21 protein-coding genes are annotated in these 25,009 nt (G+C 37.4%); 7 read left to right on the forward strand and 14 right to left on the reverse strand.

Annotated elements, in window-relative coordinates; all coding sequences use genetic code 11:
• The first annotated feature begins 20 nt into the window (after window positions 1-20).
• Window positions 21-665, forward strand: a complete 645-nt coding sequence (locus QF004_RS09490) for an MgtC/SapB family protein (protein WP_307425500.1) — start codon at window positions 21-23, stop codon at window positions 663-665.
• A 79-nt stretch (window positions 666-744) separates the two neighbouring features.
• On the opposite strand, the gene QF004_RS09495 is transcribed toward QF004_RS09490, so the two are convergent.
• The 4 genes from QF004_RS09495 to QF004_RS09510 all read right to left on the reverse strand — a co-directional run bounded on the left by QF004_RS09495 (window position 745) and on the right by QF004_RS09510 (window position 5,605).
• Window positions 745-2,079 (reverse strand): trigger factor, encoded by a 1,335-nt coding sequence (locus tag QF004_RS09495; protein WP_307425503.1) that lies wholly within the window; start codon window positions 2,077-2,079, stop codon window positions 745-747.
• A 131-nt stretch (window positions 2,080-2,210) separates the two neighbouring features.
• Window positions 2,211-2,768 (reverse strand): hypothetical protein, encoded by a 558-nt coding sequence (locus QF004_RS09500; RefSeq protein ID WP_307425506.1) that lies wholly within the window; start codon window positions 2,766-2,768, stop codon window positions 2,211-2,213.
• 11 nt (window positions 2,769-2,779) lie between these two features.
• Entirely contained in the window at window positions 2,780-5,164 is a 2,385-nt protein-coding gene (locus tag QF004_RS09505; RefSeq protein WP_307425508.1) for a TonB-dependent receptor domain-containing protein, read from the reverse strand.
• A gap of 87 nt (window positions 5,165-5,251) precedes the next feature.
• Window positions 5,252-5,605, reverse strand: coding sequence for a hypothetical protein (locus QF004_RS09510; protein ID WP_133439981.1), 354 nt, complete (start codon window positions 5,603-5,605; stop codon window positions 5,252-5,254).
• Window positions 5,606-5,772: 167 nt separating this feature from the next.
• Between QF004_RS09510 and pfkA the strand changes: the two genes are divergently transcribed.
• The 3 genes from pfkA (at window position 5,773) to QF004_RS09525 (ending at window position 9,345) form a co-directional block, all read left to right on the forward strand.
• Entirely contained in the window at window positions 5,773-6,759 is a 987-nt protein-coding gene (gene pfkA / locus QF004_RS09515) for a 6-phosphofructokinase (RefSeq protein WP_133439980.1), read from the forward strand.
• Window positions 6,760-6,792: 33 nt separating this feature from the next.
• Window positions 6,793-7,797, forward strand: coding sequence for a type I glyceraldehyde-3-phosphate dehydrogenase (gap, locus tag QF004_RS09520; protein ID WP_133439979.1), 1,005 nt, complete (start codon window positions 6,793-6,795; stop codon window positions 7,795-7,797).
• A 738-nt stretch (window positions 7,798-8,535) separates the two neighbouring features.
• Window positions 8,536-9,345, forward strand: coding sequence for an oxygenase MpaB family protein (locus QF004_RS09525; RefSeq protein ID WP_373456897.1), 810 nt, complete (start codon window positions 8,536-8,538; stop codon window positions 9,343-9,345).
• A gap of 163 nt (window positions 9,346-9,508) precedes the next feature.
• Here the strand turns inward: QF004_RS09525 and QF004_RS09530 are convergent, their stop codons facing one another.
• From QF004_RS09530 to aceB, 8 genes are all read right to left on the reverse strand, one after another.
• Window positions 9,509-12,382, reverse strand: a complete 2,874-nt coding sequence (locus QF004_RS09530; protein WP_307425517.1) for an alpha-amylase family glycosyl hydrolase — start codon at window positions 12,380-12,382, stop codon at window positions 9,509-9,511.
• Window positions 12,383-12,493: 111 nt separating this feature from the next.
• Window positions 12,494-13,231: a DUF4230 domain-containing protein gene (locus QF004_RS09535; RefSeq protein WP_307425520.1), complete on the reverse strand. Its 738-nt coding sequence runs from the start codon at window positions 13,229-13,231 to the stop codon at window positions 12,494-12,496.
• Between the two features lie 50 nt (window positions 13,232-13,281).
• The gene (locus tag QF004_RS09540; protein WP_307425523.1) at window positions 13,282-13,821 is read right to left on the reverse strand and encodes a hypothetical protein; all 540 of its coding nucleotides are present in this window, start codon (window positions 13,819-13,821) and stop codon (window positions 13,282-13,284) included.
• A 12-nt stretch (window positions 13,822-13,833) separates the two neighbouring features.
• Window positions 13,834-14,868, reverse strand: coding sequence for an acyl transferase (locus QF004_RS09545; protein ID WP_307425526.1), 1,035 nt, complete (start codon window positions 14,866-14,868; stop codon window positions 13,834-13,836).
• A gap of 68 nt (window positions 14,869-14,936) precedes the next feature.
• Entirely contained in the window at window positions 14,937-15,737 is an 801-nt protein-coding gene (locus QF004_RS09550) for a UDP-2,3-diacylglucosamine diphosphatase (protein WP_307425529.1), read from the reverse strand.
• Between the two features lie 64 nt (window positions 15,738-15,801).
• The gene (locus QF004_RS09555) at window positions 15,802-16,248 is read right to left on the reverse strand and encodes a 6-carboxytetrahydropterin synthase (protein WP_307425533.1); all 447 of its coding nucleotides are present in this window, start codon (window positions 16,246-16,248) and stop codon (window positions 15,802-15,804) included.
• Window positions 16,249-16,526: 278 nt separating this feature from the next.
• Entirely contained in the window at window positions 16,527-17,813 is a 1,287-nt protein-coding gene (gene aceA / locus QF004_RS09560) for an isocitrate lyase (RefSeq protein ID WP_307425536.1), read from the reverse strand.
• A gap of 216 nt (window positions 17,814-18,029) precedes the next feature.
• On the reverse strand, window positions 18,030-19,607 hold the full coding sequence (gene aceB, locus QF004_RS09565; RefSeq protein ID WP_307425540.1) for a malate synthase A: 1,578 nt from the start codon (window positions 19,605-19,607) through the stop codon (window positions 18,030-18,032).
• A 176-nt stretch (window positions 19,608-19,783) separates the two neighbouring features.
• On the opposite strand from aceB, the gene QF004_RS09570 reads away from it, so the two are divergent.
• Together QF004_RS09570 and QF004_RS09575 are read left to right on the forward strand one after the other, a co-directional pair.
• Window positions 19,784-21,253, forward strand: a complete 1,470-nt coding sequence (locus QF004_RS09570) for a helix-turn-helix domain-containing protein (protein ID WP_307425543.1) — start codon at window positions 19,784-19,786, stop codon at window positions 21,251-21,253.
• A gap of 245 nt (window positions 21,254-21,498) precedes the next feature.
• Window positions 21,499-22,152: a ComF family protein gene (locus tag QF004_RS09575; RefSeq protein WP_307425546.1), complete on the forward strand. Its 654-nt coding sequence runs from the start codon at window positions 21,499-21,501 to the stop codon at window positions 22,150-22,152.
• Window positions 22,153-22,205: 53 nt separating this feature from the next.
• Here the strand turns inward: QF004_RS09575 and upp are convergent, their stop codons facing one another.
• A complete protein-coding gene (gene upp / locus QF004_RS09580) occupies window positions 22,206-22,856 on the reverse strand; it encodes a uracil phosphoribosyltransferase (RefSeq protein WP_307425549.1) in 651 nt (216 codons plus the stop codon).
• 81 nt (window positions 22,857-22,937) lie between these two features.
• Complete coding sequence (gene der, locus QF004_RS09585; RefSeq protein WP_307425552.1) at window positions 22,938-24,245, reverse strand: ribosome biogenesis GTPase Der; 1,308 nt, start codon at window positions 24,243-24,245, stop codon at window positions 22,938-22,940.
• 209 nt (window positions 24,246-24,454) lie between these two features.
• Between der and QF004_RS09590 the strand changes: the two genes are divergently transcribed.
• Window positions 24,455-25,009 carry a LemA family protein gene (locus QF004_RS09590; RefSeq protein ID WP_133439964.1) on the forward strand — a complete coding sequence of 185 codons (555 nt, stop codon included), beginning with the start codon at window positions 24,455-24,457 and terminating at the stop codon, window positions 25,007-25,009.

Here is a 25,009-nt window from a genome sequence, read left to right on the forward strand (position 1 = left end):
ATTAATACCTTTAAATAAAAATGTCAGAACATTTTGAACTTTTAGATATTTATAAAGCAGTCATTTCATTAGTTGCCGGATTAATCCTGGGATTAGAACGCGAAATGAAAGACAAATCCGCGGGCTTAAAAACGATCACCATCATTTGCCTGGGTTCAACACTATTCTCTATTCTTTCGTATAAAATGGCAGGAAGCGGTGATCCCACAAGGATTGCCAGCTATATTGTGAGTGGAATTGGTTTTCTGGGAGCAGGCGTTATTTTTAAAGAAGGATTTAGTGTGTACGGTTTAACGACTGCGGGAATTATTTGGATTGCAGCAGCCATCGGAATGTCGATAGGTTTTGGCGAAATATTTATAGCCTTCACTTTTCTGATAAGTGCCTTAATCGTCATCTATGTTGCAAAAACTTTCACCAGAAGTTTTGTTTCTTACCATCACAATAAGATTTTGAAATTTAAAATTCCGGTACAGGCCATCAGTCAAAAAAAACCGATCATCCGCGAAATCAAAAAGTTATCAAAAATCGCTTACGAAATTGCTTTGGAAAAACATGGCGATTCTCTCTTCATTACCATGGATCTTCATATCAACAACCAACAAATTGAAGAACTGGAAACTTACCTCATCAACAATAAGATTGTAGAATCATTCAGTTATTAAATTCGATCCGTTTACATTTAAACATAAAAAAAATCCGGCCCGAATTAACGGGACGGATTTTATATTTATAAAGCAAAAATTACTTTTTCAATTCTTCCAAAAACTCATCGTGAGAAATTTTGGTTGCTTTTTTAGTTGTTTTTTCTAAGATAACATCTTTCAGTTTCGCCATTCCAACTTCAGAAGAAATCTGGCGGACCTGCTCCTGATCTTTCAACATATCAGCAGCATATTTCTGTACTTCTTCATCCGGTAAATGGTGAATTCCGTACATCGCTAACTGATTACGAACCAATTGTTCAGCCTGTCCCAAAATATCTGCGTAGTCCAGAGTAATCTCGTTGTCAGTCATCAGTTTCCCTTCCAGGATTTGATATTTCAACTGATTTTTTTCAGCTTCCAGGATTTCTCTCGCCTGGTCTTCAGAAGTTACATTCGCATTGCTGAACATTAACCATTTAACCAAGAAAGTTTCAGGAAGTTTTACTTCTTCTTTTTCGTTGATCTGCGCTAAAATTTTATTGACGAAATGAACATCCGCATTTTGTTGGAAATATTCATCCAATTCAGCTTTTACTTTATCTTTCAATTCTTCTTCAGACTTGATGGTACCTTCACCGTAAACTTTGTCGAATAAATCCTGATTTAATTCTGCTAAGTTTAATCCGAAGAAATCTTTTACTTTAACCTCGATTTGGTCGTGGTGTAAATGCTCAACTTCTTCTTTGCTGAAACTTAATTCTTTCGCTAATTCTTCGTTTTTCTCTAAATCTGCTTTAGAAACTTTTACTGATTCGTCTTTTTTCAAAGCTTTTACCAATTCGAAAGCTGCTTTTTTCGTAGCATCAATGGTAATGTTTTTAGGCGCGTGGTGGTGTTCACCTTCTGCACCTTCTTCAATCACCTGGCTGATTTCTAAAGCAACAGTAGAATCGTCAGCGATTTCCTCCTGAGGAACTTGCTCAGCGAAACGTTTCTGCATGTTTTCGATGCTCTGACCGATTTCTTTTTCAGAAGCTTCTACTTTAAAATGAGGAGCTTCGTATTTTGCCAGATCAATAGCAAATTCTGGTTCGTAACCCACTTCAAAACCAACTGAAAGTTGCTCTGCATTGTGATTCAATTCATCAACTGGTTGTGGAACCGGCTGACCTACCAATCGCAATTTGTTATCAGCAATATAATTGTTCAGCGCTTCTGAAACCTGTTTGTTGATTTCTTCAAAAGCGATTCCCGCTTCATATTGCTTTCTCACCATGCTCAATGGCACTTTCCCTTTTCTGAATCCAGGAACTTGTGCATTTTTTGCGTAGTTGTGCAATTGTTTTTCAACTTTATCTTTATAATCTGACTTATCTAATGTAACTGTAAGTAACGCACTTACTTCATCGTGGTTGGTCGCTGTAACGTTCATTTTAATGTATTGAAAATTTAGGTTGCAAAAATAGGAATTTTTTTTTGATTAATTAAAAGGAAAAATTTCCATCTTATCGCCCATTCCTAAAAGATGAAAATATTCCTGTGTTCATTTTGATTAAAAGTCTTTTAGTTTGAAATGGAATAAGTTGCCATCGCATCGGTTTCGCCACCGGTTACAGAACCGAATTCGCTTCCGGGTTGGCCAGCGCTAACCGATACAGCATCGTGAACCAAAGTTACAACCAATTGCGGATTCACTCCGTTTTTCGCTTTTACAACGGTCCATTTTGTTTTCAACCCAATTTTAATTCCGTCACTATTAGTAGAAGATTCACCATCGATTCTTTCTAAATTAATATTTGAATTTTGAAAATCGAACAATAGAAAATGTTCATCTTTTGCTTCGATAATGCTTTCTGTTTCATCTTCATTTCCATTAAGAAACACTGCATTTACGGTATAAGTTTTACCGTCTGTTAATTTAATATCGGGATTTGTAGTAGAATTTACGGTATAATTATAAGTAGTTGTAATTCCGGTTGCGTCGTCTTTTACATTGAGAATAATATTTGAAATATCTTCCTGGGAAAGAACGTCATCATCTTCATCGGCCCGGCTGCAGCTTAACGACAGCATAAGAATTAATAAAAATGCGGTATATTTTATTTTAATTAATGATTTCATTTTAAAGAATTTTAGAAGTTGTATTTAACATTGAAAATAATATTTCTGCCCATTTCGTAAGAGAAATAACGCATTCTGTTCAGGTAATCTTTGTAATTGGTATCGAAAAGATTGGTCACATTTAAACCTGCCGAAAAATGTTTGTTAAAATCGAAACCGGTTTGCACGCTCCACAAAGTATAAGTCGGTGGCGGCGTAGAAAGATCCAAAGTTTTTTCAACCTCAATTCCGTTTTCGAAAATATGGATGGTTGGATTATAAACCGGAAATCTGTTCTGATGCAAAAAAGTCTGTTGCTGAACTTTGAAATAGAAATTTTTCCATTCCTCATTTTTGAATTCTAAACTGTTGACAAAATTCGTTGGAACCATCATTATTAAAGGCTGACCGTTCGTCTGATCTTCACCATTGATGTATGAAAAATTCCCGTGATATTCAAAATGATCATTCAATTTCAACTGTGCATCGACATCCAAACCATACATTTTCGCATTGATCTGCTGGTAAGACCACACCGGAAAAACACCACGGATCGTATTCTGAATCCCCGTTGGAATCTCGGTAATAAAGTTCTTGGTGATAAATAAATAGGGATTTACGGTAACTCTTAAACCATCGAGAATATTCAATTTGCCGTTGATATTTAAATTAAATTGGTTTCCGTCTTCATTTTTCATTCCCATATTTCCTACCTCGATAATCGCAGCGGAATGATGCAATCCATCAGCAAAAAGTTCAGCAATATTCGGGGTTCGTCCTACTTTCGCATAATTCAGTTTCACATCAAAATTCTTTGAAGGCTGATAATCCAAACCTGCATTAAAAGATAAGTTTTTGTAAGTTAAATTCGGTTTGGTAAAAACACGATTTCCATCGGTCTTCACATAAAACTGAGGAAAAGTATCTGCATACAGGTTTTCCCAATTGCTGAGATCATACCATTTTTTGACTTCATATTTGGTCACATCATATCGCACACCTACTTCTGCATTCAATTTCGGCGTCAACTTATATTTAAAAACGGAATAAACGCCGCCTGCATACTGATCATAATTCGGAACCAGTCTTCTTGCCTGCGTTTCCGGCGTGGAATAATTGAACTGGTATTTCAAATCGATGCCGGTTTCTAAACTCCAGTGCTGTCGCTCGATAAAGTCATTAATATTAAATTGATTCGTAAACAATTCCAAATCCAGTGATGGAATTTGCGCCAACTCACCACGTCTCACATCATATTCCTTTCGATGATTGTATTGAAAGTTATAATCCACAGAAACTTTACCTAAATTTTCAAATCTTTTAAAGGCAGAAATCTTAGCGATATGATGCTGAACATTCTGTTTCGGATTATCAATCGCGTAAGAAAAATCTCTCTGATAAATAGGAATATCGGTCGTCAATGCTTTATAAAAATCTTCTAAATTCCCCAAATCAGATCCACGGTAAATCCCGATTTCCTGATTGGTAATACTGTAATCAAAAGAAATTCCCTGTAAAAAAGAGTTCTTTTGCACCGTAAGACTGAATGAATTATTCTGAAGTCCCGTATTCATTAAATAATAACCGGGAGTTTTCAAATCACCTAATTTCTTAAAACCGCCGGTGGACTTTACTGCCCAACCGTTTTCCCAGGTTTTCAATAAATTAACTGCAACACCGATTCCCCGCCCGTTAGAAATTCCTGAAAGATTTGCGCTTCCCTGAATGGTGTCTTTTCTTTTGTAAACGGCCGGTTCCAAAACAACCACCCCGCCGATGGCGTCGCTTCCGTATTTTAATGCAGAAGCACCTTTGATTACGTCGACATGATCAAATTGATTCACGTCGATATTCGGTGCATGCTCAACGCCCCATTCCTGCTCTGCCATTTTTACGCCGTTATTAATAATCGGAACCCGGCTTCCGTAAAGCCCGTGGATAATTGGTTTGGCGATATTATTCCCTGTTTTCAAAGCGCCAACTCCGGAAATGCCGGACAGGATATTTCCCAAATTCTCCGTAGAGTTGCGGTCGATTTCGGTTCTGTCTAAAGTTTTCACGATTAAGGAATTCGCATTTTTGTGTGTTGCGTGAAGGGTAATGGTTTCGATATCGGCAATATGGTGTTCGAGCTGAATCGTCAGCTCCATATCTTTATTTACCGTAAGTCCTTCAGTAAAAGGATTACAGCCTGGATGATTTACGATCAACGTATATTTTCCTTTTTGTACAGTTTTAAAAGTAAAATTTCCGTTGTCATCTGAAACTTGAGATAGTTTACCAATGGTAACTGTAGCGTTTTTTAAAGACGTTTTATCGTGATAATCAACCACTTTGCCTTTAACTGTAAAATTTGTCTGTGCGTTTATAAATAACAATCCAAAAAAGATTGCGATGATATTTAAAGTAAATTTCATTTAAATTGAGTTTAATAATAAAAAAGACGAACAATAAAAAACTGAAAATCAATTCCTTACTATTCATTTCGAAAAAAAAAACTGTTTTTAAATGAAAGACGGCGGACCGCGTAACCTGAAATTAAAGAGTGCGAGCGGACTGAAAGTTCGTTCTGCGGTGAAGATTTCTAAGCAAGAATCTTCAATCGAAATTGCTGAAAAGAAAAAGTTTTGCGGTGTGAGATATTTTCCCTCATGCAAAATATGACAGGACAAACAATCAGAATAATGAGCAGCAGAAGAAGATTTTGTAAAAGTCTTCTCAATTTTGGTAAAATGAAAATCCTTGAATACTTCACCACTTCCATGGTCGTGAAAACTTTGGGAAAATAAAGCAACGAAAAGATAGACCGCGGTAAAAAGCGATGCTAAAATTTTCTGACTCTTTCTATTTCTCAACATTTTGCAAATTTAGGATTTTATCATGAAAGAAAAAAAATGAAATCTCAACCCTATTAATTTAATAAAAAAAAGAAATTAATCACCACTGCGAAAACAGTTAAATCTCATTCTTTAAAGCCTTACATAATTGATAGAGATTTCGTAAATTTGTGCTGAAATTTTTAACTATGAAAGAAAGTGCAGTGAAAAAGATTGTGGTTCTCACATCAGGCGGAGACGCACCGGGAATGAATGCAGCATTAAGAGCGGTGGTAAGAACCGCAAGTCACTACAAAATAGAATGTTATGGAGTAAGAGAAGGTTTCAATGGTTTAATCAACGATGATTTCACGAAAATGGGGCCACGTTCCGTTAAAAATATCATCACCGAAGGCGGTACGATTTTAAAGTCTGCCCGATCCTTAGAATTCAAAACACCGGAAGGCAGAAAAAAAGCCTATGACAACTGTATAAAACACGGTATCGACGGAATGGTCTGTATCGGTGGAGATGGTACTTTCAAAGGAGCACAAATTTTCTGCGAAGAATTCGGAATCCATGTAATCGGGGTTCCCGGAACCATTGACAACGATATTTTCGGAACCGATAATACGATTGGCTATGATACGGCGCTGAATACCGCCATGGAAGCAATCGATAAAATCAGAGATACAGCCACTTCTCATAACAGAATATTTTTTGTTGAAGTGATGGGACGTGACGCTGGATTTATCGCTTTGAACAGTGGGTTGGCAACCGGGGCAATCGGTATTTTAATTCCAGAAAAAAAAGACAGCATCGACGAACTATTTTCCACTTTCAAACGGGCAGAGAAAGCTGGAAAAGCTTCCAGTATCGTGGTCGTTGCCGAAGGTGAAAAATTAGGAAGTATTTACGATATTGCAAAAGCAACAAAAGCCGGTTTCCCTGATTATGATATCCGTGTCGCGGTTTTAGGACACATTCAGAGAGGCGGATCACCGAGTTGTGCAGACCGCGTCTTAGCCAGCAGATTGGGCTACGGTGCTGTAATTGGTTTAATGGACGGCAAAACCAATATGATGGTAGGAATGCAGTCCAACAAAATGACTTACACGGAGATCGAAGAAGCCGTAAAAAAACACAATGAAATTGATCAGGATTTACTGAAAATTTCAGAAATTCTGTCTATATAATTTAACAATAAATCTAATTTTAAAATAAAAATTATGTCAACAATCAAAGTAGGAATCAATGGATTCGGTAGAATTGGTCGTCTTGTTTTCAGAGCAATGGCCGAAAGAGAAAACATCGAAGTTGTAGGAATCAACGACCTTATCAATGCCGAATACATGGCTTATATGCTTAAGTATGATTCTGTACACGGTGAATTTAAAGGTGAGGTTTCTGTAGAAGGAAATGACCTTATCGTGAATGGAAAAAGAATCAGAGTAACTGCCGAAAGAGACCCTAACAACTTGAAATGGAACGAAGTAGGCGCAGAATATATCGTAGAATCTACAGGGTTATTCCTTTCTAAAGAAGCTGCACAAGCGCACATCAACGCCGGTGCGAAAAAAGTAATCCTTTCTGCCCCTTCGAAAGATGATACTCCAATGTTTGTAATGGGAGTGAACCACAAAGAATTGACCGACGATATCAAAATTTTCTCTAACGCTTCTTGTACAACCAACTGTTTAGCACCAATTGCGAAAGTAATGCACGATAACTTCGGAATTGTAGAAGGTTTAATGACCACCGTTCACGCAACTACTGCTACCCAAAAAACCGTTGACGGACCATCTGTAAAAGACTGGAGAGGTGGCCGTTCTGCTTTGAACAACATCATTCCTTCCTCTACAGGTGCTGCAAAAGCAGTAGGGAAAGTGATCCCTGCATTGAACGGGAAATTAACCGGAATGTCTTTCAGAGTACCAACAGCAGACGTTTCTGTAGTTGACTTAACCGTAAGATTAGAAAAACCAACTTCTTACGAAGAAATCTGTCAAGCAATGAAAGCTGCTTCAGAAGGTGAATTAAAAGGAATTTTAGGATACACAGAAGATGCTGTAGTTTCTCAGGATTTCGTAGGTGAAAAAAGAACTTCAGTATTCGATAAAGACGCTGGGATCATGTTATCTCCACAATTCGTGAAAATCGTTTCTTGGTATGACAACGAAATGGGTTACTCTAACAAATTAGCTGATTTATTGGTACATTCTGCTTCTCTATAGTCAGAATTTCATTAATGAAAATATATAAAACCTTTCGTTTTCGGGAGGTTTTTTTTGTGCAGAAAATTTGGGCAATCCCCTCGCCAACGCAAAACCAACCGCCCGGGTCGGGCTATCCGTTGCAATCTTTTTTTTACAAAAAAAGGATTTCCACTTCTATCCCTATTGCAAGGGAGTTATAAGAATAAAATTGGTTTAAAAATTGTAGAAAGAAATCCGTAAATTAACGTGCAGGAATTTTCAAATCTATTTTAGAATCAAATGAATTTCCCTTTGCCTGATTTAAGAAAAAAACTTTGTTCCCATTGCATTAAAAACAATTCTACCTTTTACAGCGATTATTAAACTATGACACCAAAATTTCAAAACGCAACTCATTTCAAAAATTTCTGGGAACAAGGAAACGGCAAAGAGCTCCTGGATTGGGCAACTATAAAACCTAATTTTCAGACTTTTCAAAAATTCGCTCCACTCTATCATGAAGTAGATGAGTTAGGTGACGCTGCGGTAAAAGAAACTTATCTAAAACTTAAATACAAAGAAGCAAGTACTTTAATAAAAAAATACTCAGAAGAACAAATTTCCGAAAATGAAGATGCGCCCGAAAGCGTAAAAAATTTATTTCTTCAAATGCAGGACATTCCAGACTGGTTCGATGAAAACTTAGCCAATGTCGGTGCAAGATTCTGCATGCGAACCGGCGCAAACGGTTTGATCATTCTGCGCGATTTTACTTTAATGGGCGGTTACGATTTCGCCTATATCAGTAAACCTCTAATCTTTACCGGAGCCTTAAAAAAAGGCGCCGTAAAACGATTGAAAGACACCCTGGAATTCTGGGTAAATGTCACCAGAGAAAATGCTTTGAAACCCAATTCAGAAGCTTATCAGTGGATTGTAAGAACTCGGCTAATGCATTCTTACGCCCGTTTAAAAATCAAAGAAAAGACGGAAAATTGGGATGACGAAAATTGGGGCGAACCGATCAATCATTGGGATATGATCGCCACTTATACCGGTTTTTCTTTAGTTTTCATGCAGGGTTTAAAAAAATTGGGAATTCTGATTTCGGAGGAAGAAGAAAATGGTGTTTTTCATCTTTGGAAATATATTGGTTATCTGCTGGGAATTCCTGTGGCGTTTTTGCCGGATAACCGCCAGCAGGCAGTAGAACAGTTTTATTGGTGGACGACCCTGCAGGATAAAGGTGATGGAGATTCGGTGCAGTTAGCAAATGCTTTGCTGAATGAAAATCTAGAGAACACGATTTACAAACATTCTTTTCAACGTAAAATATTGAAAAATCTCCATCAAAGTATGAACTGGTTTTTATTGGACGAGAAAATTAATGAAAGACTTCAAATTCCAAAACCAGCAAAAGCATTTTTAATTTTCCCGAAAATCGTTTTGAAAGGAAATCAAATTTCTCAGAAAATCTATTTACGCAATTCCACCAAATACCAAAAACTGGTAGAAATGGGAGATGAACAGCAGCGGAAAGTTTTGGTAGATTATATTAAACATACTCCGAAAGATTTTCATTATTAATAAAAACAATAATTAATCTTACAGGTTTTGGCTGATTCTATCATTCTGTAAACGGGCTGAAACCCTTTCCTATCGATGCTTGAATCTAGTTCAAAACCAAACTGGATTATCAAAAAAACGGCTCGCCTATTCTGCGAACCGTCTTAATTATATTTGAAAAAAATTATTTCACCATCATTTTTGTAACCGCAACTCCCTTTTCAGATTTCAACTGAATTAAATAAATCCCGGATTTTAATCCGTTGATAGAAATCGTGTCATCACCGTTATCTTTAGAAGCTTTTACTGTTTTAACCAAAACTCCTGCAAGATCATAAATCGCAATGGTTCCGTTTTTCGCATTCGTATAACGAACAATTGCATTTCCATTGGTTACCGGATTTTGAGTCAATTTCAAAGAGACTGAACTTTTATTCCCAATCACTTCATCTGTTCCCAAAGCCCCAGCATTTCCGAAAATCCTGAAACCTCCCGGTTCAATCGTAACCGGCGTTGCGGTGTTTGTTACAGAAAGCGAACTGTTATCCATTAAATTTACCCAGTTTCCGGTGTAAGGAAAATCAGGAACAATATTTTGAGAAGTCAGTGTAAAGTTGGCTAAAACAACCACATTTTTCAATGCACTTGAAATCGAGGTATTATTAATAAAGATTCTCGGCATTAAGTTTCCGGATTCAACCTTGAAATCTGTAGTATTGAAAACGTCATTCGATAATCTTAATTCCAAAATTTTCGCCCACGTATCATACACTGATTTTCTGGCAGCATCCTGATCATAGGCCAAACCAAACGCCGATGGTTTTGGATCTAATTTACAGTCTCCCGGAGTTGAATCAGTTTCTGTATTTACAGTACCGTTTTCGCAGGTATAAATGCTTTTGTCGAAACCTAATTCCGCAAACTGCCAAATCATCTTTGGTCCCGGAACTGTTAAGAAAACCGCGCCGTACGCTTTTTGTCTTTGAAGGGAAGTTGCTAAATCTCTTACGTTGTAAGTTCCTGCAGATCCACCGAAAGTGATATTTTTATACATCAGTCTTTCTTCATCGTGGCTTTCGCCATAACTCATTGCTCTTCTTTGCGTAAAGCCATGCACCTGATAATTCACTCTGTTGAAGTTGCTGTTCGGCGCAAAGCCCATTGTATTTTCATTGTAGGGAGTGGTTTCTTTGTCCCACATCATCACGCCTTTTCCTTCCGTCACTTTGTAATTAGCCCATTGTGCTTCTTCGGAATCGGTTCCTAAATGTTCGAAAATAATATATGACGTAGGATCATAACTCCATTGATTATCGGCATACGCTTTCAGAATATTCACCCGATCTTGCTGGTATTTATTGGTACAAACATCATCGCCTGCCGAACATGCCTGGGTAAACCCTTTTGTTAAATCCCAACGGAAACCATCTACTTTATATTCTTTAATCCATTGTTCCAAAACTCTGTTTACATAATATTTAGTGGCAGAACTTGAATGGTTGAAGTCATTAAACACACTGTAAGAATGTTTTGCAACCTGATTGAAATAAGGATTATCGGCCGCAGGATCACCATAACCATCCCCATCGGGATCAATCATCCACATTCTGGTCAAAGGACTTCTTCCGGTGGCATGATTTAAGGCAATATCAAGAATTACGGCAATTCCGTTTTGATGACACAGATCGATAAACTCTTTGAATTTCTCCGGCGTTCCGTATGCTTTATCTAAAGCATAATGAAATCCGGTATTGTATCCCCAGGAATTATTTCCATCAAATTCCATTACCGGCATCAATTCCACCGCATTGATATTCAATGACTTTAAATAAGATATTTTATTGATCAGTGACTGCCAGGTTTTTTCGGTGGTAAAGTCTCTCACCAATAATTCGTAAACGATTAGGTTTTCTTTTGCCGGTTTATTAAAATTGGTAATCGTCCAGTTATAAGCCGGTTTCGCTGTCTGGATTACAGATACATCAAAGCTTTGTCCTGCAGGATATGCCGGAAGATTGGGGTAAACATTAGCATACTGGTTAATCCATGGATCATCGTCCGGTGATAAAACTAAAGTTGAATAAGGATCCGCGACTTTAATTCCGTCCGCCGTTCTGTACTGGAATGTATAAACCTGCTGCGGCGTAAGTCCCGTAACTTCCAACCAATAAAGATCAGGATTTACCATATCTTTTTTCATTAAATAATTAGCGCTTACAGCCCAGTTATTAAAACTTCCGATCACATGAACATACGCTTTTAAAGGAGCATAAACTGCTAAGCCCACTTTGGTCGGATCTGCCGGATCATAAGAAATCCCCTGTTTCATGTACGAAGGAATCGGCGCAGTCTGAACTGGAATTGAAAGCGCCACTGTAAATGTTTTACTCGCCACTGTTGTTCCTGTTGCTGCATCGGTCGCAACAACTTCCATCGCAGCATCCTGCGTCACTGTGTATGGAAAATTCAAAATTGTAGAAGCAGCGGAGCTCGTGTACACCGGATTTCCATTGGCTTTAATTACAAAATCCGAAGGCAGAGTTGATGTTCCTGTAATATTAATCACCGTTCCTGAAGCAACAACATTGGTACTTCCCTGGACAGGATTGGTTAAATTAAACTGAAATTTACCCACATTCACCAAAATATCCTTTGACTGTACAGATCCACTTACCGTTTTAACCAGAAATCCAATTTTAGAAAGGGGATTCGCACGGTTTCCATAAAAGGATTTTACCGTATTCATGGTAAAAGTATACGTTCCTGTATTACCAGAACTCGATACGTAGGTCAATTTATTGGTAGCATTCGAAGCAGCCCACGTTCCGTTTGTCGGGCAGTCTGCCTGCGAATTATTGGAGTCAAAAGACCAGGCCCAAAGATAGAGTGCATGGGAGGATGCGACTCCAAATGCTGTTTCATTTACAGTAAAAGTCACCGTAACTGCTTCCGTTTCATTGAAAGTCGGCGGGTTTACCGAGTACGTAATCTCCTGCTGCTGGGCGACCGAAAAAACCGGAAGCATCAAGGCCAGAATGAGGGTGTAAAAATATTTCATAATTAACTATTTTAAGAATGTAAAAGTAGTGAAACTTAAGCATGAAGTACTTATAATTTCATTTTCCGGTAAGCAGGAATTTAAAATTCAAAATACTGTCAAAAAAACAGGTTATTTTTTTGATTGCTGATGTAAAGATGATTGGTAATCGATTCGGTTTTTGCTGTCGGAAATAACACTGGCATTTTCCAGGAAAAAATTTTTAGCTGCCAAAAGCTCCGTAAGTAAAGTCCGCATCTGTTCTGCTGCCACTTCCGGGAGATGGGATTTTTTAGCTGCTTCAATGACTTGCTGTTTTCCGTTTTGTTGAATCTTGGCCAGATCATCTTTGCTGAAAAGATTGAAAAACTGTTCCTCGATATTATAGTATTTATAATCCGTTTCGGTCGAAAGAATTTCCGGCGCCGGAAAATTCAGCAGTTTTACTTTTCGGTTCTGTTCATCGATTTCCCACCGAAATTTTTCAAAATCATAACCCACCAAAACTTTGGCCTGAACAATCACCAGAGCTTTCTTTTTTGATGGAATAAAATTAAAGATTTTGGTCGTCTCTTCGTAATTGTAGATTTCATTAAAATGTCCTTCCGCAGAAACCACTTTGAAAACCTTGCGCATACTTTCAGCAATTGTATGCGAGCTTTCTGTAATTACCGCCGGATCAGCCGTCATTTTTTTGGAAGCCAAAAAAGCAATAATTCCGCCGAGAATAAGTCCCAGAATCAACATTAATACCGTCATTACCGAATTGATATTCTGACTTTGTGTCATTTGATACAGGAAAAATCCCAGAAAAATAACCATCAAAACCCCTAAAGACCAAAGAACAATTTTAAATTTACTGAAATTCATTTATTTTTAATTTAAGTAAAGATAAGGATTTTCGAAAAGTATTTTACTTCTTACTTTTTCGGTGAAAATTTCGGTGGCAGAATTAATTCTTCAAATTTCCCTTTCACTTCCAATTTTTTAAAATAAAGATTTCTCGCCGTTATTTTTAGCATTAAATCTCTATCAAAGAATTTCCAGAATTTTTCTTCATGAATGTTTTTGGGTTTTCTGATTTCTTCAAAAGTGGTTTTCCAGGAGTCTGGATTGTGATAAAACTCGATGATTCCACAGTGTTTAGGAATATCTTCAGCTTCAACCATTCCTTGTGGTAATAGAAAACTAAAATGATTACAAGGATAATCACCACACATAATTTTATCGTGTTTTAGAAATTTTTCCTTGGTTTTCTGATTCTGATATTGTTTTTTGAAATCGTTTTTAAAGTCTGCTTTTGAAAATTTGATTTCGATTTCATGACTGAATCCTTCCTCATTAATAATTAAAATATCAGCTTCCCAATCGGAATGAAAGTGATTCGTCAACACCAAATCTTTCTCAAAATCACAAAATTGAGAAATATAATTATAGGTTAACTCTTCTACTTTCAGCATGAAATTTAAAAATTAAGAAACCAGCAAACTGCAACCGCGAATATCGGAATGGTCGATCCGGCCCAAAACCTGAAACCGATTGGAAATAATAGCATCGTCATTCTTGACGGAATTAATTTCAGAATTGGTCTCAATTCTACCCAAATCCTGCGTCGCAATAAAACTGCAGGAATGCCGGTTGGCCAAGTCGATGATATTGATAACACCGTTTCTTCCGTCTTCAACATACGAAAAAGGGTCTTCGGTGTTTCTGATGAGAATGCGCATCCAGTTGGGACTTTCGTAGATATTCTGGCCTAAGGAATAGGCTTGTGAAAGCAATTCGGTCATCGAATATTCCGAGTAAATTTTGTCGGTTCCGAAACCTTTATGAAAGATATTCAAAAGTTCATCTTTGGTCATTTCCTCTTTTCGTCCCTTCATTCCGCCGGTTTCGATGATAATGAGCTGATCTGATGAATTGATGGTGTGATGATTGGTTTGTGCGAAATCCAGGAAGTCTAAAAGCGCAAAAGAAACGCCGAACAGAATGACTTTTTTATTTTCTTTTGAGAGTTGATTTAATAATTCAAATAAATCTTCATGATTGTACAGGAAATATCCGTTCTCTAGTTTTCCTGATTTTTTCATCAGAAAATCGACCATATAAATTAAGGAAGAATTTTGCTTTTCCAGATAACTCGGCAATAATCCGAGAAAAATATAATCTTCCGGTTTTCCGATAAACTGCCCGAAACTTTTCTCAATGCTTTCCTGATAAAGGTTTTCGTCAGCAATCCAATGTTTTGAAAGGTTCATCTGCGTGGTTCCTGAACTTTGGAAAAACAAATCGGTGTTTTTATTTCGATCCAAAATCGTGTGATTTTTAAACATTTCAATAGGCAGAAAAGGAATTTTTTCAATTTCCTGAATATCATCCGGTTTGATGTTTAAATAATCAACAAACTTTCTGTAAACCTCGATATTTTGATATTGATAATGGAAAGTTTCCAGACATTTTTGTTTGAAATCGGTTGCTGTCTTGATATTGAAAATATTTTTAACCACGGAGATTCTTAATATTTGGGATGATAGTAAATTTTAACTGTTAAAAGGTATTTGTTGTGAATTTTATCTTACGAAGTCGTATCTCCGATAAAAACTTCTTTGACTCCAGTTTTATAAGACTTTAATTTAAAGTGAGTTTGAAATTCCCCATACGTAAAATAAGAAATCCAGTCACCGAGGTTGATGTATTGGGCGCTGCCGTTTTCTAAGTCCAGAATCATCGGTAAATGCCGGTGACCATAAACGAAATAATCGATTTCTTCTGCTTTGAGTTTTTCTTTGGAATAAATGATCAGAAATTCTTTGTCTTCGCCAAGAAACTCTTTGTCTTCCTCCCCGGAAATCATTTTGTTTTTTGTTGAAAAATAAATGGCTATTTTCATCGCAATATCCGGATGCAACCACTTGAAAGCCCACTGCGCCAAAGGATTGGTAAAAAGTTTTTTCATTCTTTTATAGCCTTTATCGCCTGGACCTAAACCGTCGCCGTGTGCGAGAAGAAAATTCTTTCCGTTGATTTCGAAATACTGTTTATCAAAATAAACTTTACATCCTATTTCTTCTTCAAAATAATTTTTCATCCACAAATCGTGATTGCCGACGAACATGAACAGTTCAATTCCTGAATCTTTTAATTCGGCCAATTTCCCTAAAACCCGGACATATCCTTTCGGAATAACGTGATTCCATTCGTGCCAGAAATCAAACAAATCTCCCATGAGGAATAAAACCTGGGCATCTGCTTTAATTTCGTCGAGCCAGCGGATAAATTTCTCCTCGCGAACCTTACTTTCTTTCGGAGTTGGTGCACCAAAATGCTGATCAGAAGCGAAATAGACTTTTTTATTTTGTTCTAAATTGATTTTCATAATATCTTTCGAATGATCCGAATTTTGCAAATTTAGTGCATTTTCAAAATAGTGCATTTTCAGATTAAACTTGATCTTCTGCAAACCATTCTCCGTAAGAGTTTTCGGTTTCGTGCAGTTTAAGATAAGCCAGAGATACGGCTTCGGGAAGTTGTTTTTTTATTTTGTCTGCGATATCGTAAAGCATATTTTCACACGTCGGCTGGTAACCGCAATAAATCACTTTATGTCCTTTTCCCTCCAGATCCTCACCCAATTGTTTGTGCGGCGAAACACCATTGAGCATCACCGCATGATCCCAAACATCGATAATCTGTGATTTTACGATTTTTTTAATGTCTCCAAAATCTACGACCATTCCGTTTTTTGGATGGTCTAAATCATTGATAGGATTTCCTTTTACCGTAACAAAAAGTTTGTAGGAATGTCCGTGCATATTTTTGCATTTGCCGTCGTAATTGTAGAGAACGTGGGCGGTTTCGAACGTAAAAATTTTGGTAATGCGTATCATGGCGCAAAGATAATGAAAGTTTAAGCTTTTTAGAAATAATAAAGAAGTGTGCTGAATATTGTTTTTAATGCAAAGGCGCTAAAAATTTAATTCATTACAATTTCGTTTTTTGGCAATCGACAAAGGATTGAGGAATACAAATCACAAAATCCTCCCCAAAAATGGAGAGGACTTTCTTAAAATAAATTAGAATCGAGATCCTTAGAAGTGAGACATGAGACGATTTTTGACGTAGCAAGTCTCACATCTGAAGTCTAAAAAACCAGTGTCTTTATCAATCAATGAAACTGTTCCGTTTCAGTTGATCCAGCCAAAGCCGTTGTAGATGAATTTCCATCGGTAACTACGGTTTGCACTTCGTCAAAATAAGAAGTTCCGACGAAATTCTGATGTTTTACGGCGCGGAAACCTTTCGATTGAAGTGCAAATTCTCTTTCCTGTAATTCGCTGTAGCCTGCCATTCCTCTTTCTTTATAAGCCAAAGCCAACTCAAACATGGAGGTATTTAGAGCATGGAATCCTGCCAAAGTGATGAATTGGAATTTGTAACCCATTGCAGCCAACTCTTCACGGAACGTTTCCATCTCTGGAACTGATAATTTCGCAGCCCAGTTGAAAGAAGGAGAACAGTTGTAAGCGAGCATTTTTCCCGGAAATTTCGCGTGGATTCCTTCAGCGAATTTTCTGGCGTACGCTAAATCGGGATTTGAAGTTTCCATCCAGATCAGATCAGCGTAAGGCGCATAAGCCAAACCTCTGTCGATTCCCTGCTCTACTCCGTTTTTCACTTCATAGAAACCTTCAGGTGTTCTTTTGCCTGTAACGAATTTCCGGTCTCTTTCGTCGATATCCGAGGTTAACAAATCCGCCGCATCAGCATCGGTTCTGGCTACCAAAAGTGTTGGAACACCACAAACATCAGCAGCCAGGCGAGCCGCAATGAGTTTATTTACCGCTTCCTGAGTCGGCACCAGAACTTTCCCACCTAAATGTCCACATTTTTTTGCCGAAGACAATTGGTCTTCGAAATGAACTCCGGCTGCACCGGCTTCGATCATTTGCTTCATTAATTCAAAAGCATTCAAATTACCACCAAAACCAGCTTCTGCATCAGCAACAATCGGAACCAGATATTCTTTGCAATTCTCTTTATTCACTTCATTTACAGACTGAATTTGATCTGCACGCAATAAAGCATTATTGATTCTTTTCACCACAGACGGAACAGAATTCGCTGGATATAAGCTTTGATCCGGATACATTTCCCCGCTCAAATTCGCATCGGCAGCAACCTGCCAACCGGAAAGATAAATCGCTTCCAAACCGGCATCAACTTCCTGTACCGCTTGATTTCCGGTTAAAGCACCTAATCCTGCCACAAAATCCTGATTATTTAATTTCTCCCATAATTTCTCCGACATCAATTTGGCGATGGTATAATCGAGTTGATAAGACCCTCTGAGTTTCAATACTTTTTCTGCGGAGTACGGTCTTTTTATACCATTCCATCTTGGGCTTTCCAACCATTCTTTTTCCAGTTGCTGGATTTGTTCTTGCTTGTTCATATCGATTTGTTTTTGGATTTGTTGTTTTTATTTTTAACGTAAAGACGCAAAGTTTCCTTTACATACATTATGTTTTTCATGCTGCTTTTAAAGGCGCAAAGCCACTTCGCTTAACAATGGTATTTTTTAATCTCGTTATAAACGTTACAAAGTAAAATTCACTATTCACTACTGACCATCGAGTATTGACCATTCACCATTCATCACTATTGGCTCTTAAATAAACTGATACGCTTTCAAAGTCAGGAATTCTTCGAAATTATCATTGAGAACAAGGTCATCAAAAAGTTCGGTAGCGAGTTCAAACTTTCCACTTCTGAACCGTTCTTCACCGACATAATTTTTGATTTTCTCCAATTCCTCTTCCTGCCAGTGCAAAACCATTTCGGGCATTAATGTTCGGCCGTCTTCTAATTTTGCTTCATTTTTCAGCCATTGCCAAATTTGGGTTCGGGATATTTCTGCAGTCGCCGCATCTTCCATTAAATTATACAAAGCAGCAGCGCCAACGCCCATTAACCAAGATTCGATGTAGAGAATTCCGACATTAATATTTTTCCGAACGCCATTTTCAGTAATGGTTCCTTTTGGAATTTCGAGTAGATTTTCTTCGGAAATATGGTAGTCTTCGAATTTTTTACCGATCTGATTTGGCATCGGCATGAATTCATCAAAGATTTTTTTTGCAACCGAAACCAATCCCGGATGGGCGACCCACGTTCCGTCATGACCATTTTTCACTTCGCGTTCTTTATCCGCGCGGACTTTCGCATAAGCGATTTCGTTTTCTTTTTCGTTATTTTTCACGGGAATTTGCGCCGCCATTCCGCCCATCGCGTGAACATTTCTTCTATGACAAACCTGAATCACTCTTTTGGAATAAGCACTCATAAAAGGCGAAGTCATGGTCACCTGATCCCTGTCGGGAACTAAAAATTCGGGAAGATTCCGAAACTTTTTAATGTAAGAGAAAATATAATCCCACCGTCCGCAATTGAGGCCGGAACTGTGTTCTTTTAATTCAAATAAAATTTCATCCAGTTGGAAAGCGGCGGTAATGGTTTCAATGAGAACTGTTGCTTTAATGGTACCCTGCGGGATTCCTAGATAATCCTGTGAAAATTTAAAAACATCATTCCACCATTTTGCTTCATTATAATGTTCCAATTTTGGCAAATAAAAATAAGGTCCACTTCCATTTTCAATTAATCTTTCAGCATTTCTAAAGAAATAAATTCCAAAATCGATTAAAGAACCGGAAGTTCTTTTACCATTGATTTTAATATTTTTTTCTTCTAAATGAAGACCACGGGGGCGAACCAAAAGCGTGGCTGCGTTTTCGCCCAATTCATATTTTTTACCGTTTTCACTTTCGAAACTGATGGTTCTGTTGACGGCATCGGAAAGATTTCTTTGTCCTTCCATACAATTTTCCCAAGTCGGCGAATTGCTGTCTTCAAAATCTGCCATGAAAGCGGAAGCGCCTGAATTCAAAGCATTGATCACCATTTTTCGTTCAACCGGTCCGGTAATCTCCACTCTTCTGTCGAGTAAATCTTTTGGCAAAGGATTACAACTCCACTTCCCGTTTCTGATTTCCTCTGTTTCTGCTAAAAATTTTGGAAGCTGGCGGTGATCGAATTCGATTTGCTTCAATTTTCTTGACTGAAGAAGAGCAGTTCTTCTATTGTTGAAATTAACATGAAGTTCCGCCAAAAAGACCAATAATTCAGAAGTAAAAATGTCGCTGTACTGTTCCTGAGGGACGATCTGAAATTGTGTTGCCGTTTCCATTTGTTTACACTTTAAAGATTTAATACTGCAAACTTAAATAAAAAACTTTCACAAATAGCGAACGTTCGCTAAACTTACCAAACATAAATTATGCGAACAATCGCTTTATTTTATTTATCTTTGTATTCATCGGATTCTACATCTATTTAGAAATAATATAAATTAATTTTTGATTAATGGCAAGTGACAGTGATTTTATAAAAACCGTTTTTGGACTGAAAATGAAACAGTTTCGTCAAAAGAAAGGTTTTTCTTTACAGGATCTGGCGACTTTAACAGGAGTTTCCAAATCGTATTTAAATGAAATAGAAAACGGCAAAAAGTACCCGAAACATGATAAAATTTCACAGCTTGCAACTTCACTACATTGCACTTACGACGATTTGGTCTCTACCAAACTGGACAAAAGTTTAGCGCCAATCGCAGAAATCATACAGTCCGATTTTTTTAAAGAAATTCCGCTCGACCTTTTTGGCATCAACAAAAACAACCTCATCAGTATCATCAGTGAGGCACCGAAAAAAGTGACCGCTTTCATCAATACTTTAATTGAAATTGCGAAGAATTACAATCTCAGCAAGGAGCGTTTTTATTTTGCCGTCATCAGAAGTTTTCAGGAATTATACGACAATTATTTCCCTGAGATCGAAGAAAAAGCTAAGGATTACATTTTAGAAAATAAACTTTCAGAAAAACCCAGTTCTGTTGAATTCCGGCAGATTTTAGAGCGGCAGTTTCAGTACGAAATCCGGTCACTCGATTTGGAACACTATGGTGCTTCCGGAAAATTGCGTTCTCTTTTTATCCCGGAAAAAAAACTACTTTTACTGAATGAACTTTTAGATGAAGATCAGAAAATTTTTATTCTCGCAAAAGAAATCGGTTTTAATATTTTGAATCTCAATCCTCGGCCAAACACTTATTCCTGGCTAGATTTTACAAGTTTTGAAGAACTTCTCAGCAATTATTACGCTGCCTATTTCGCCGGATGTTTATTGATTCGAAAAGAAACATTAACTCAAAAATTAAGCAGTTTCTTTGAAAATCAGGAATGGAACCCTGCCCTTTTTGAAAATTTAACTGAAGAATTCACCAATTCACCGGAGACATTTTATTACCGGCTGACCAATATTTTACCACAAGAATTCGGGATTAAAGATTTGTTTTATCTCTGTTTTACCAAAAAGAAAAATTCAGATAAAATTCAGATTTTAAAAGAACTTCATCTGAATCAGCAACAGGCTCCGCATGCAAACGCGACGAGTGAACATTATTGCAGACGCTGGATTGCGGTGAAAAACATGAGCAATCTAAAAGAAAATGAAAAGCTCACCGACGCACAAATTTCTCACTATAAAGATACCGGCTTAACCTATCTGGTGATTTCCACGTCGCAGAAAAACCCTTTTTCTGATGGAACGAACAGAAGTTATTGTATTGGAATCTTATTAAATTCAGCTTCTTTAAAGAAAATTAAATTTGCAAAAAGCGATCAGATCAAAACAGTTAATGTCGGTGTAACGTGTGAATTCTGCAGTATTTCTGACTGTGAAGTAAGGCAGGCACCGCCTTTGAGATTAGAAAAGGAAATTTTTAATGAAAATATGAAAAAGTCTATCCAGCAGATTCGGAAGCAAATGCTTTAGGACAAAAAAGCCATGCTTTTTTCAACCACAAAAGTTTCTGTGCTATTATCCAAGTAAAAGATCTATACATTTTTACTTTATGGACTTAAATTTAATAGAGCATTTTTCAGAAATTCTTTGTGACTATGTGGTTTTTAAACAATGGCTTTCAATAATTAAACTCTAATCATCCAGTAATAATTCTCAATCAATTTCTTCATTTTTCATTAAAAATTAATTTGTAACTTTCACTAAACAAATGGAGTATGTTTTTAGTGGACTTACTTTTCCCGAACCGCTGTCTGGAATGTAACCGAATTATCCACCCGGAGGAAGTGGTTTGCGAACTGTGTTTTAATCAAATCAATTTTACCCATCACCATATTTCAGAAAGCAATCTTCTGACAGAAAAATGCCGTTTGCTTTTCCCGATCGAGAACGCTTTTGCATTAATGCAGTTTGAGCGGCAAAGTACAAGTCAAAAAATCATCCATCAGTTAAAATATGGCCGCCGGGAGAAAATCGGAAAAATCATTGCCAACTGGACGGCTGAAAAATTAGATTTTTCGCATTCAAAACCCGATCTTTTAGTGACTGTTCCCCTTCATCCAAAAAAATTAAAAGAACGCGGCTACAATCAACTGCATTTGTTTGCAGATGAACTTTCAAAAAATCTTAAAATCCCTTGTGAACACACTTTAATTAAAAGAAATTTCTACAAGAAAGCTCAGGCAAAGAAGAAAAAAGAGCAAAGAAATTTCAATGAAAACCTTTTTTCAATTACCAGAAACATTTCCAATCACCATATATTAGTGATCGATGATGTTTTCACAACCGGGAATACGATGAGCGCCGTTGCGTGGGAAATTTTAAAAGCCGGAGATAATAAAGTGAGTGTTTTGGTAATGGCGATGGATTAAAAAAATCCTCCTCGAAAAGAGAAGGATTATTGTTTTTTGTATGTTATGATTTTTTATCTCTGTAATTTTTCACCGTAGGACAAATCGCCGGCATCTCCCAAACCTGGCGTAATATAGCCTTTTGAGGTCAACTTTTCGTCGATAACGCCTACCCATATTTTCGCTTCCGGAAATTCTTTCTGAATGGTATCAACGCCTTGTTGTGAAGCGATTGCTGCTACAATATGGAGTTGTGTCGGTTTTCCGTGATTCAATAAATCTTTGATGGCTTCAATTAAGCTTGCGCCGGTAGCCAACATCGGGTCTGCGACGATTAAGGGCCTGCCGTCGATACTCGGACAGGTGAGATAATCCTGTTTGATGGAGAAATAATCGTTTGCATCATGTTTTCGATATGCTGCTACGAAACCGCAATCTGCCTTATCCAGATAATTTAAAATCCCCTGAAACAAAGGAACGCCTGCTCTTAAAATCGTTGTAATTACGGGTTGTACGGCAACTTCCTGGGATTTAATTTTGTCTAAAGGTGTGGTAATTTCGATTTCCTTCTGTTCCAACCCTTTGCTGATTTCAAATGCTGCAATTTCTCCAATTCTTTCCATATTTCGACGGAAGCGGAATCGGTCATTTTGAATTTCTACATTTCGAAGTTCATTGATCCAAGTATTAATAAGAGAAAATTGATCTGATAAGATTGTTACCATAGGAATTAATTAGGCCCCAAAGGTCGGGAAAAATTTAGGTATTAAAAAGCCTCTTAGATAAAATCTAAAAGGCCATTGTTTTTATTTTTGTCTGAAGTAAACTTCAATAGGAACACCGGTGAAACCGAAATGTTTTCGAAGTTGATTTTCAGCAAATCTTTTGTAAGCTTCCTTCACATATTGTGGCAAATTACAGAAAAACACAAACTGTGGACTCGGCGTAGGCAGCTGTACACAATATTTGATCTTCACATATTTCCCTTTCAGTGCCGGCGGCGGTGTTGCTTCAAAAACAGGAAGCATTACTTCATTTAATTTTGAAGTTTTAATTTTCTTCGCTCTGTTTTGGTAAACTTCCATCGCAACTTCAACAGTTTTCAGAATCCTCTGTTTCGTTAAAGCGGATACAAAAAGAATTGGAATATCGGTAAACTGACCGATTTTTTCTTTAATTCTCGCTTCGAAGTCACGGGTGGTATTGGTTTCTTTTTCCACCAAATCCCATTTATTGACCACGATTACGATTCCTTTTCTATTTTTCTGAGCCAATCCGAAAATATTCATATCCTGAGATTCCCAACCTAAAGTGGCATCTACCATGATAATCACAACATCGGAATATTCTATAGAACGAACAGAACGCATCACCGAGTAAAATTCCAGATCTTCTTTTACTTTGGCTTTACGGCGCATTCCAGCGGTATCAACCAAAACAAATTCATGTCCGAACTTGTTATATAAAGTTTGTATAGAATCCCGGGTGGTTCCAGCTACATCAGTTACAATATTCTGTTCCTTGTCTAAAAGAGCGTTGGTTAAAGTTGATTTTCCAACGTTTGGTCTTCCTGCAATCGTGATTTTTGGTAAACCTTCGAAAGGATCTTTATATTCAGTAGTAGGGAAATCTTTTACGATATCATCCAACAACTCTCCGGTTCCGGATCCCGTTGCTGAAGACATGGTATAATATTTTGGAATTCCCAATTGATAAAATTCGGTAGCTGCCAACTCTTCTTTCGCAGAATCAGCTTTGTTAACCACAATATAAACCGGTTTATTAGAACGGCGTAACATTTCATGAATTTCAATATCGGTATCTGTTAAACCTTCAGCAACATTAAGCATGAAGATAATTGATGTAGCTTCATCAACGGCTAATTCAACCTGTTTGATAATTTCTCCTTGAAATGCATCTTCAGTATCCACCTCGTAACCACCGGTATCGATCACGGTAAATTCAACTCCGTTCCAGTCAGATTTTCCGTAATGACGGTCTCTGGTAACTCCGGCTGTTGAATCTACGATAGCTTCTCTTCTTTCGAGAAAACGATTAAAAAGGGTGGATTTTCCTACGTTGGGACGTCCAACTATGGCGACGATATTCGACATAAAATTTTGTTTAATAATGACATTATTAATGGGTTACTCGAACTTTTCGAGCCCAAAAATTTTTGCAAAGATAGTTTTTTTTCAGCGGCCGTATAAGTAATGTTAAATATTTGTAACTTTCCGTTACATTTGTTTCATCGTGCAACTGATTGCCTGGAACATCTGTGAAATCTATTTAAAAAAAATTAATACCAAAAAACTTTAAAATTATGAATGCTATTTTAATTATTCTGGCTTTTTGCGCTGTAGCTTTATTCTATGGAGTATCTATCTACAATCAATTGGTAAAGTTGCGTACGATGGTTGATGAAGCATGGAGCAGTATCGATGTGATGCTGAAAAAAAGATACGATTTAATCCCAAATTTGGTAGAAACGGTGAAAGGTTATGCCACGCACGAGAGAGAAACCTTTGACAGTGTGACGAGAGCGAGAGCCGCCGCCATGGCTGCAAATTCCGTTGAGGAAAAAGAAGCGGCTGAGAAAAACCTTAACCAGGCGATGATGACTTTGAACGCCGTTGCAGAACAATATCCGGACTTAAAGGCAAATACCAATTTCCTGCAACTTCAGGGCGAACTTTCTACTTTGGAAGGCGACATTGAAAAATCGAGAAGATATTATAATGGAACCGTTCGGGAAAACAATATTCTGGTCGCTACTTTCCCGAGCAATATTATAGCGAACCTGTACAAGTTTACCAAATCTCCTTTCTTTGAACTGGAAAACGTAACTGAAAGAGCGGTTCCCAATGTAAAATTCTAA

This window comes from Chryseobacterium sp. MDT2-18 (assembly GCF_030815285.1).
Lineage (GTDB): Bacteria > Bacteroidota > Bacteroidia > Flavobacteriales > Weeksellaceae > Kaistella > Kaistella salivictor.

Coding starts and splice junctions, on each gene's coding strand:
- QF004_RS09490 (WP_307425500.1), top strand. CDS start 21: ATGTCAGAACATTTTGAACTTTTAGATATTTATAAAGCAGTCATTTCA.
- QF004_RS09495 (WP_307425503.1), bottom strand. CDS start 2,079: ATGAACGTTACAGCGACCAACCACGATGAAGTAAGTGCGTTACTTACA.
- QF004_RS09500 (WP_307425506.1), bottom strand. CDS start 2,768: ATGAAATCATTAATTAAAATAAAATATACCGCATTTTTATTAATTCTT.
- QF004_RS09505 (WP_307425508.1), bottom strand. CDS start 5,164: ATGAAATTTACTTTAAATATCATCGCAATCTTTTTTGGATTGTTATTT.
- QF004_RS09510 (WP_133439981.1), bottom strand. CDS start 5,605: ATGTTGAGAAATAGAAAGAGTCAGAAAATTTTAGCATCGCTTTTTACC.
- pfkA (WP_133439980.1), top strand. CDS start 5,773: ATGAAAGAAAGTGCAGTGAAAAAGATTGTGGTTCTCACATCAGGCGGA.
- gap (WP_133439979.1), top strand. CDS start 6,793: ATGTCAACAATCAAAGTAGGAATCAATGGATTCGGTAGAATTGGTCGT.
- QF004_RS09525 (WP_373456897.1), top strand. CDS start 8,536: ATGGGCGGTTACGATTTCGCCTATATCAGTAAACCTCTAATCTTTACC.
- QF004_RS09530 (WP_307425517.1), bottom strand. CDS start 12,382: ATGAAATATTTTTACACCCTCATTCTGGCCTTGATGCTTCCGGTTTTT.
- QF004_RS09535 (WP_307425520.1), bottom strand. CDS start 13,231: ATGAATTTCAGTAAATTTAAAATTGTTCTTTGGTCTTTAGGGGTTTTG.
- QF004_RS09540 (WP_307425523.1), bottom strand. CDS start 13,821: ATGCTGAAAGTAGAAGAGTTAACCTATAATTATATTTCTCAATTTTGT.
- QF004_RS09550 (WP_307425529.1), bottom strand. CDS start 15,737: ATGAAAATCAATTTAGAACAAAATAAAAAAGTCTATTTCGCTTCTGAT.
- QF004_RS09555 (WP_307425533.1), bottom strand. CDS start 16,248: ATGATACGCATTACCAAAATTTTTACGTTCGAAACCGCCCACGTTCTC.
- aceA (WP_307425536.1), bottom strand. CDS start 17,813: ATGAACAAGCAAGAACAAATCCAGCAACTGGAAAAAGAATGGTTGGAA.
- aceB (WP_307425540.1), bottom strand. CDS start 19,607: ATGGAAACGGCAACACAATTTCAGATCGTCCCTCAGGAACAGTACAGC.
- QF004_RS09570 (WP_307425543.1), top strand. CDS start 19,784: ATGGCAAGTGACAGTGATTTTATAAAAACCGTTTTTGGACTGAAAATG.
- QF004_RS09575 (WP_307425546.1), top strand. CDS start 21,499: ATGTTTTTAGTGGACTTACTTTTCCCGAACCGCTGTCTGGAATGTAAC.
- upp (WP_307425549.1), bottom strand. CDS start 22,856: ATGGTAACAATCTTATCAGATCAATTTTCTCTTATTAATACTTGGATC.
- der (WP_307425552.1), bottom strand. CDS start 24,245: ATGTCGAATATCGTCGCCATAGTTGGACGTCCCAACGTAGGAAAATCC.
- QF004_RS09590 (WP_133439964.1), top strand. CDS start 24,455: ATGAATGCTATTTTAATTATTCTGGCTTTTTGCGCTGTAGCTTTATTC.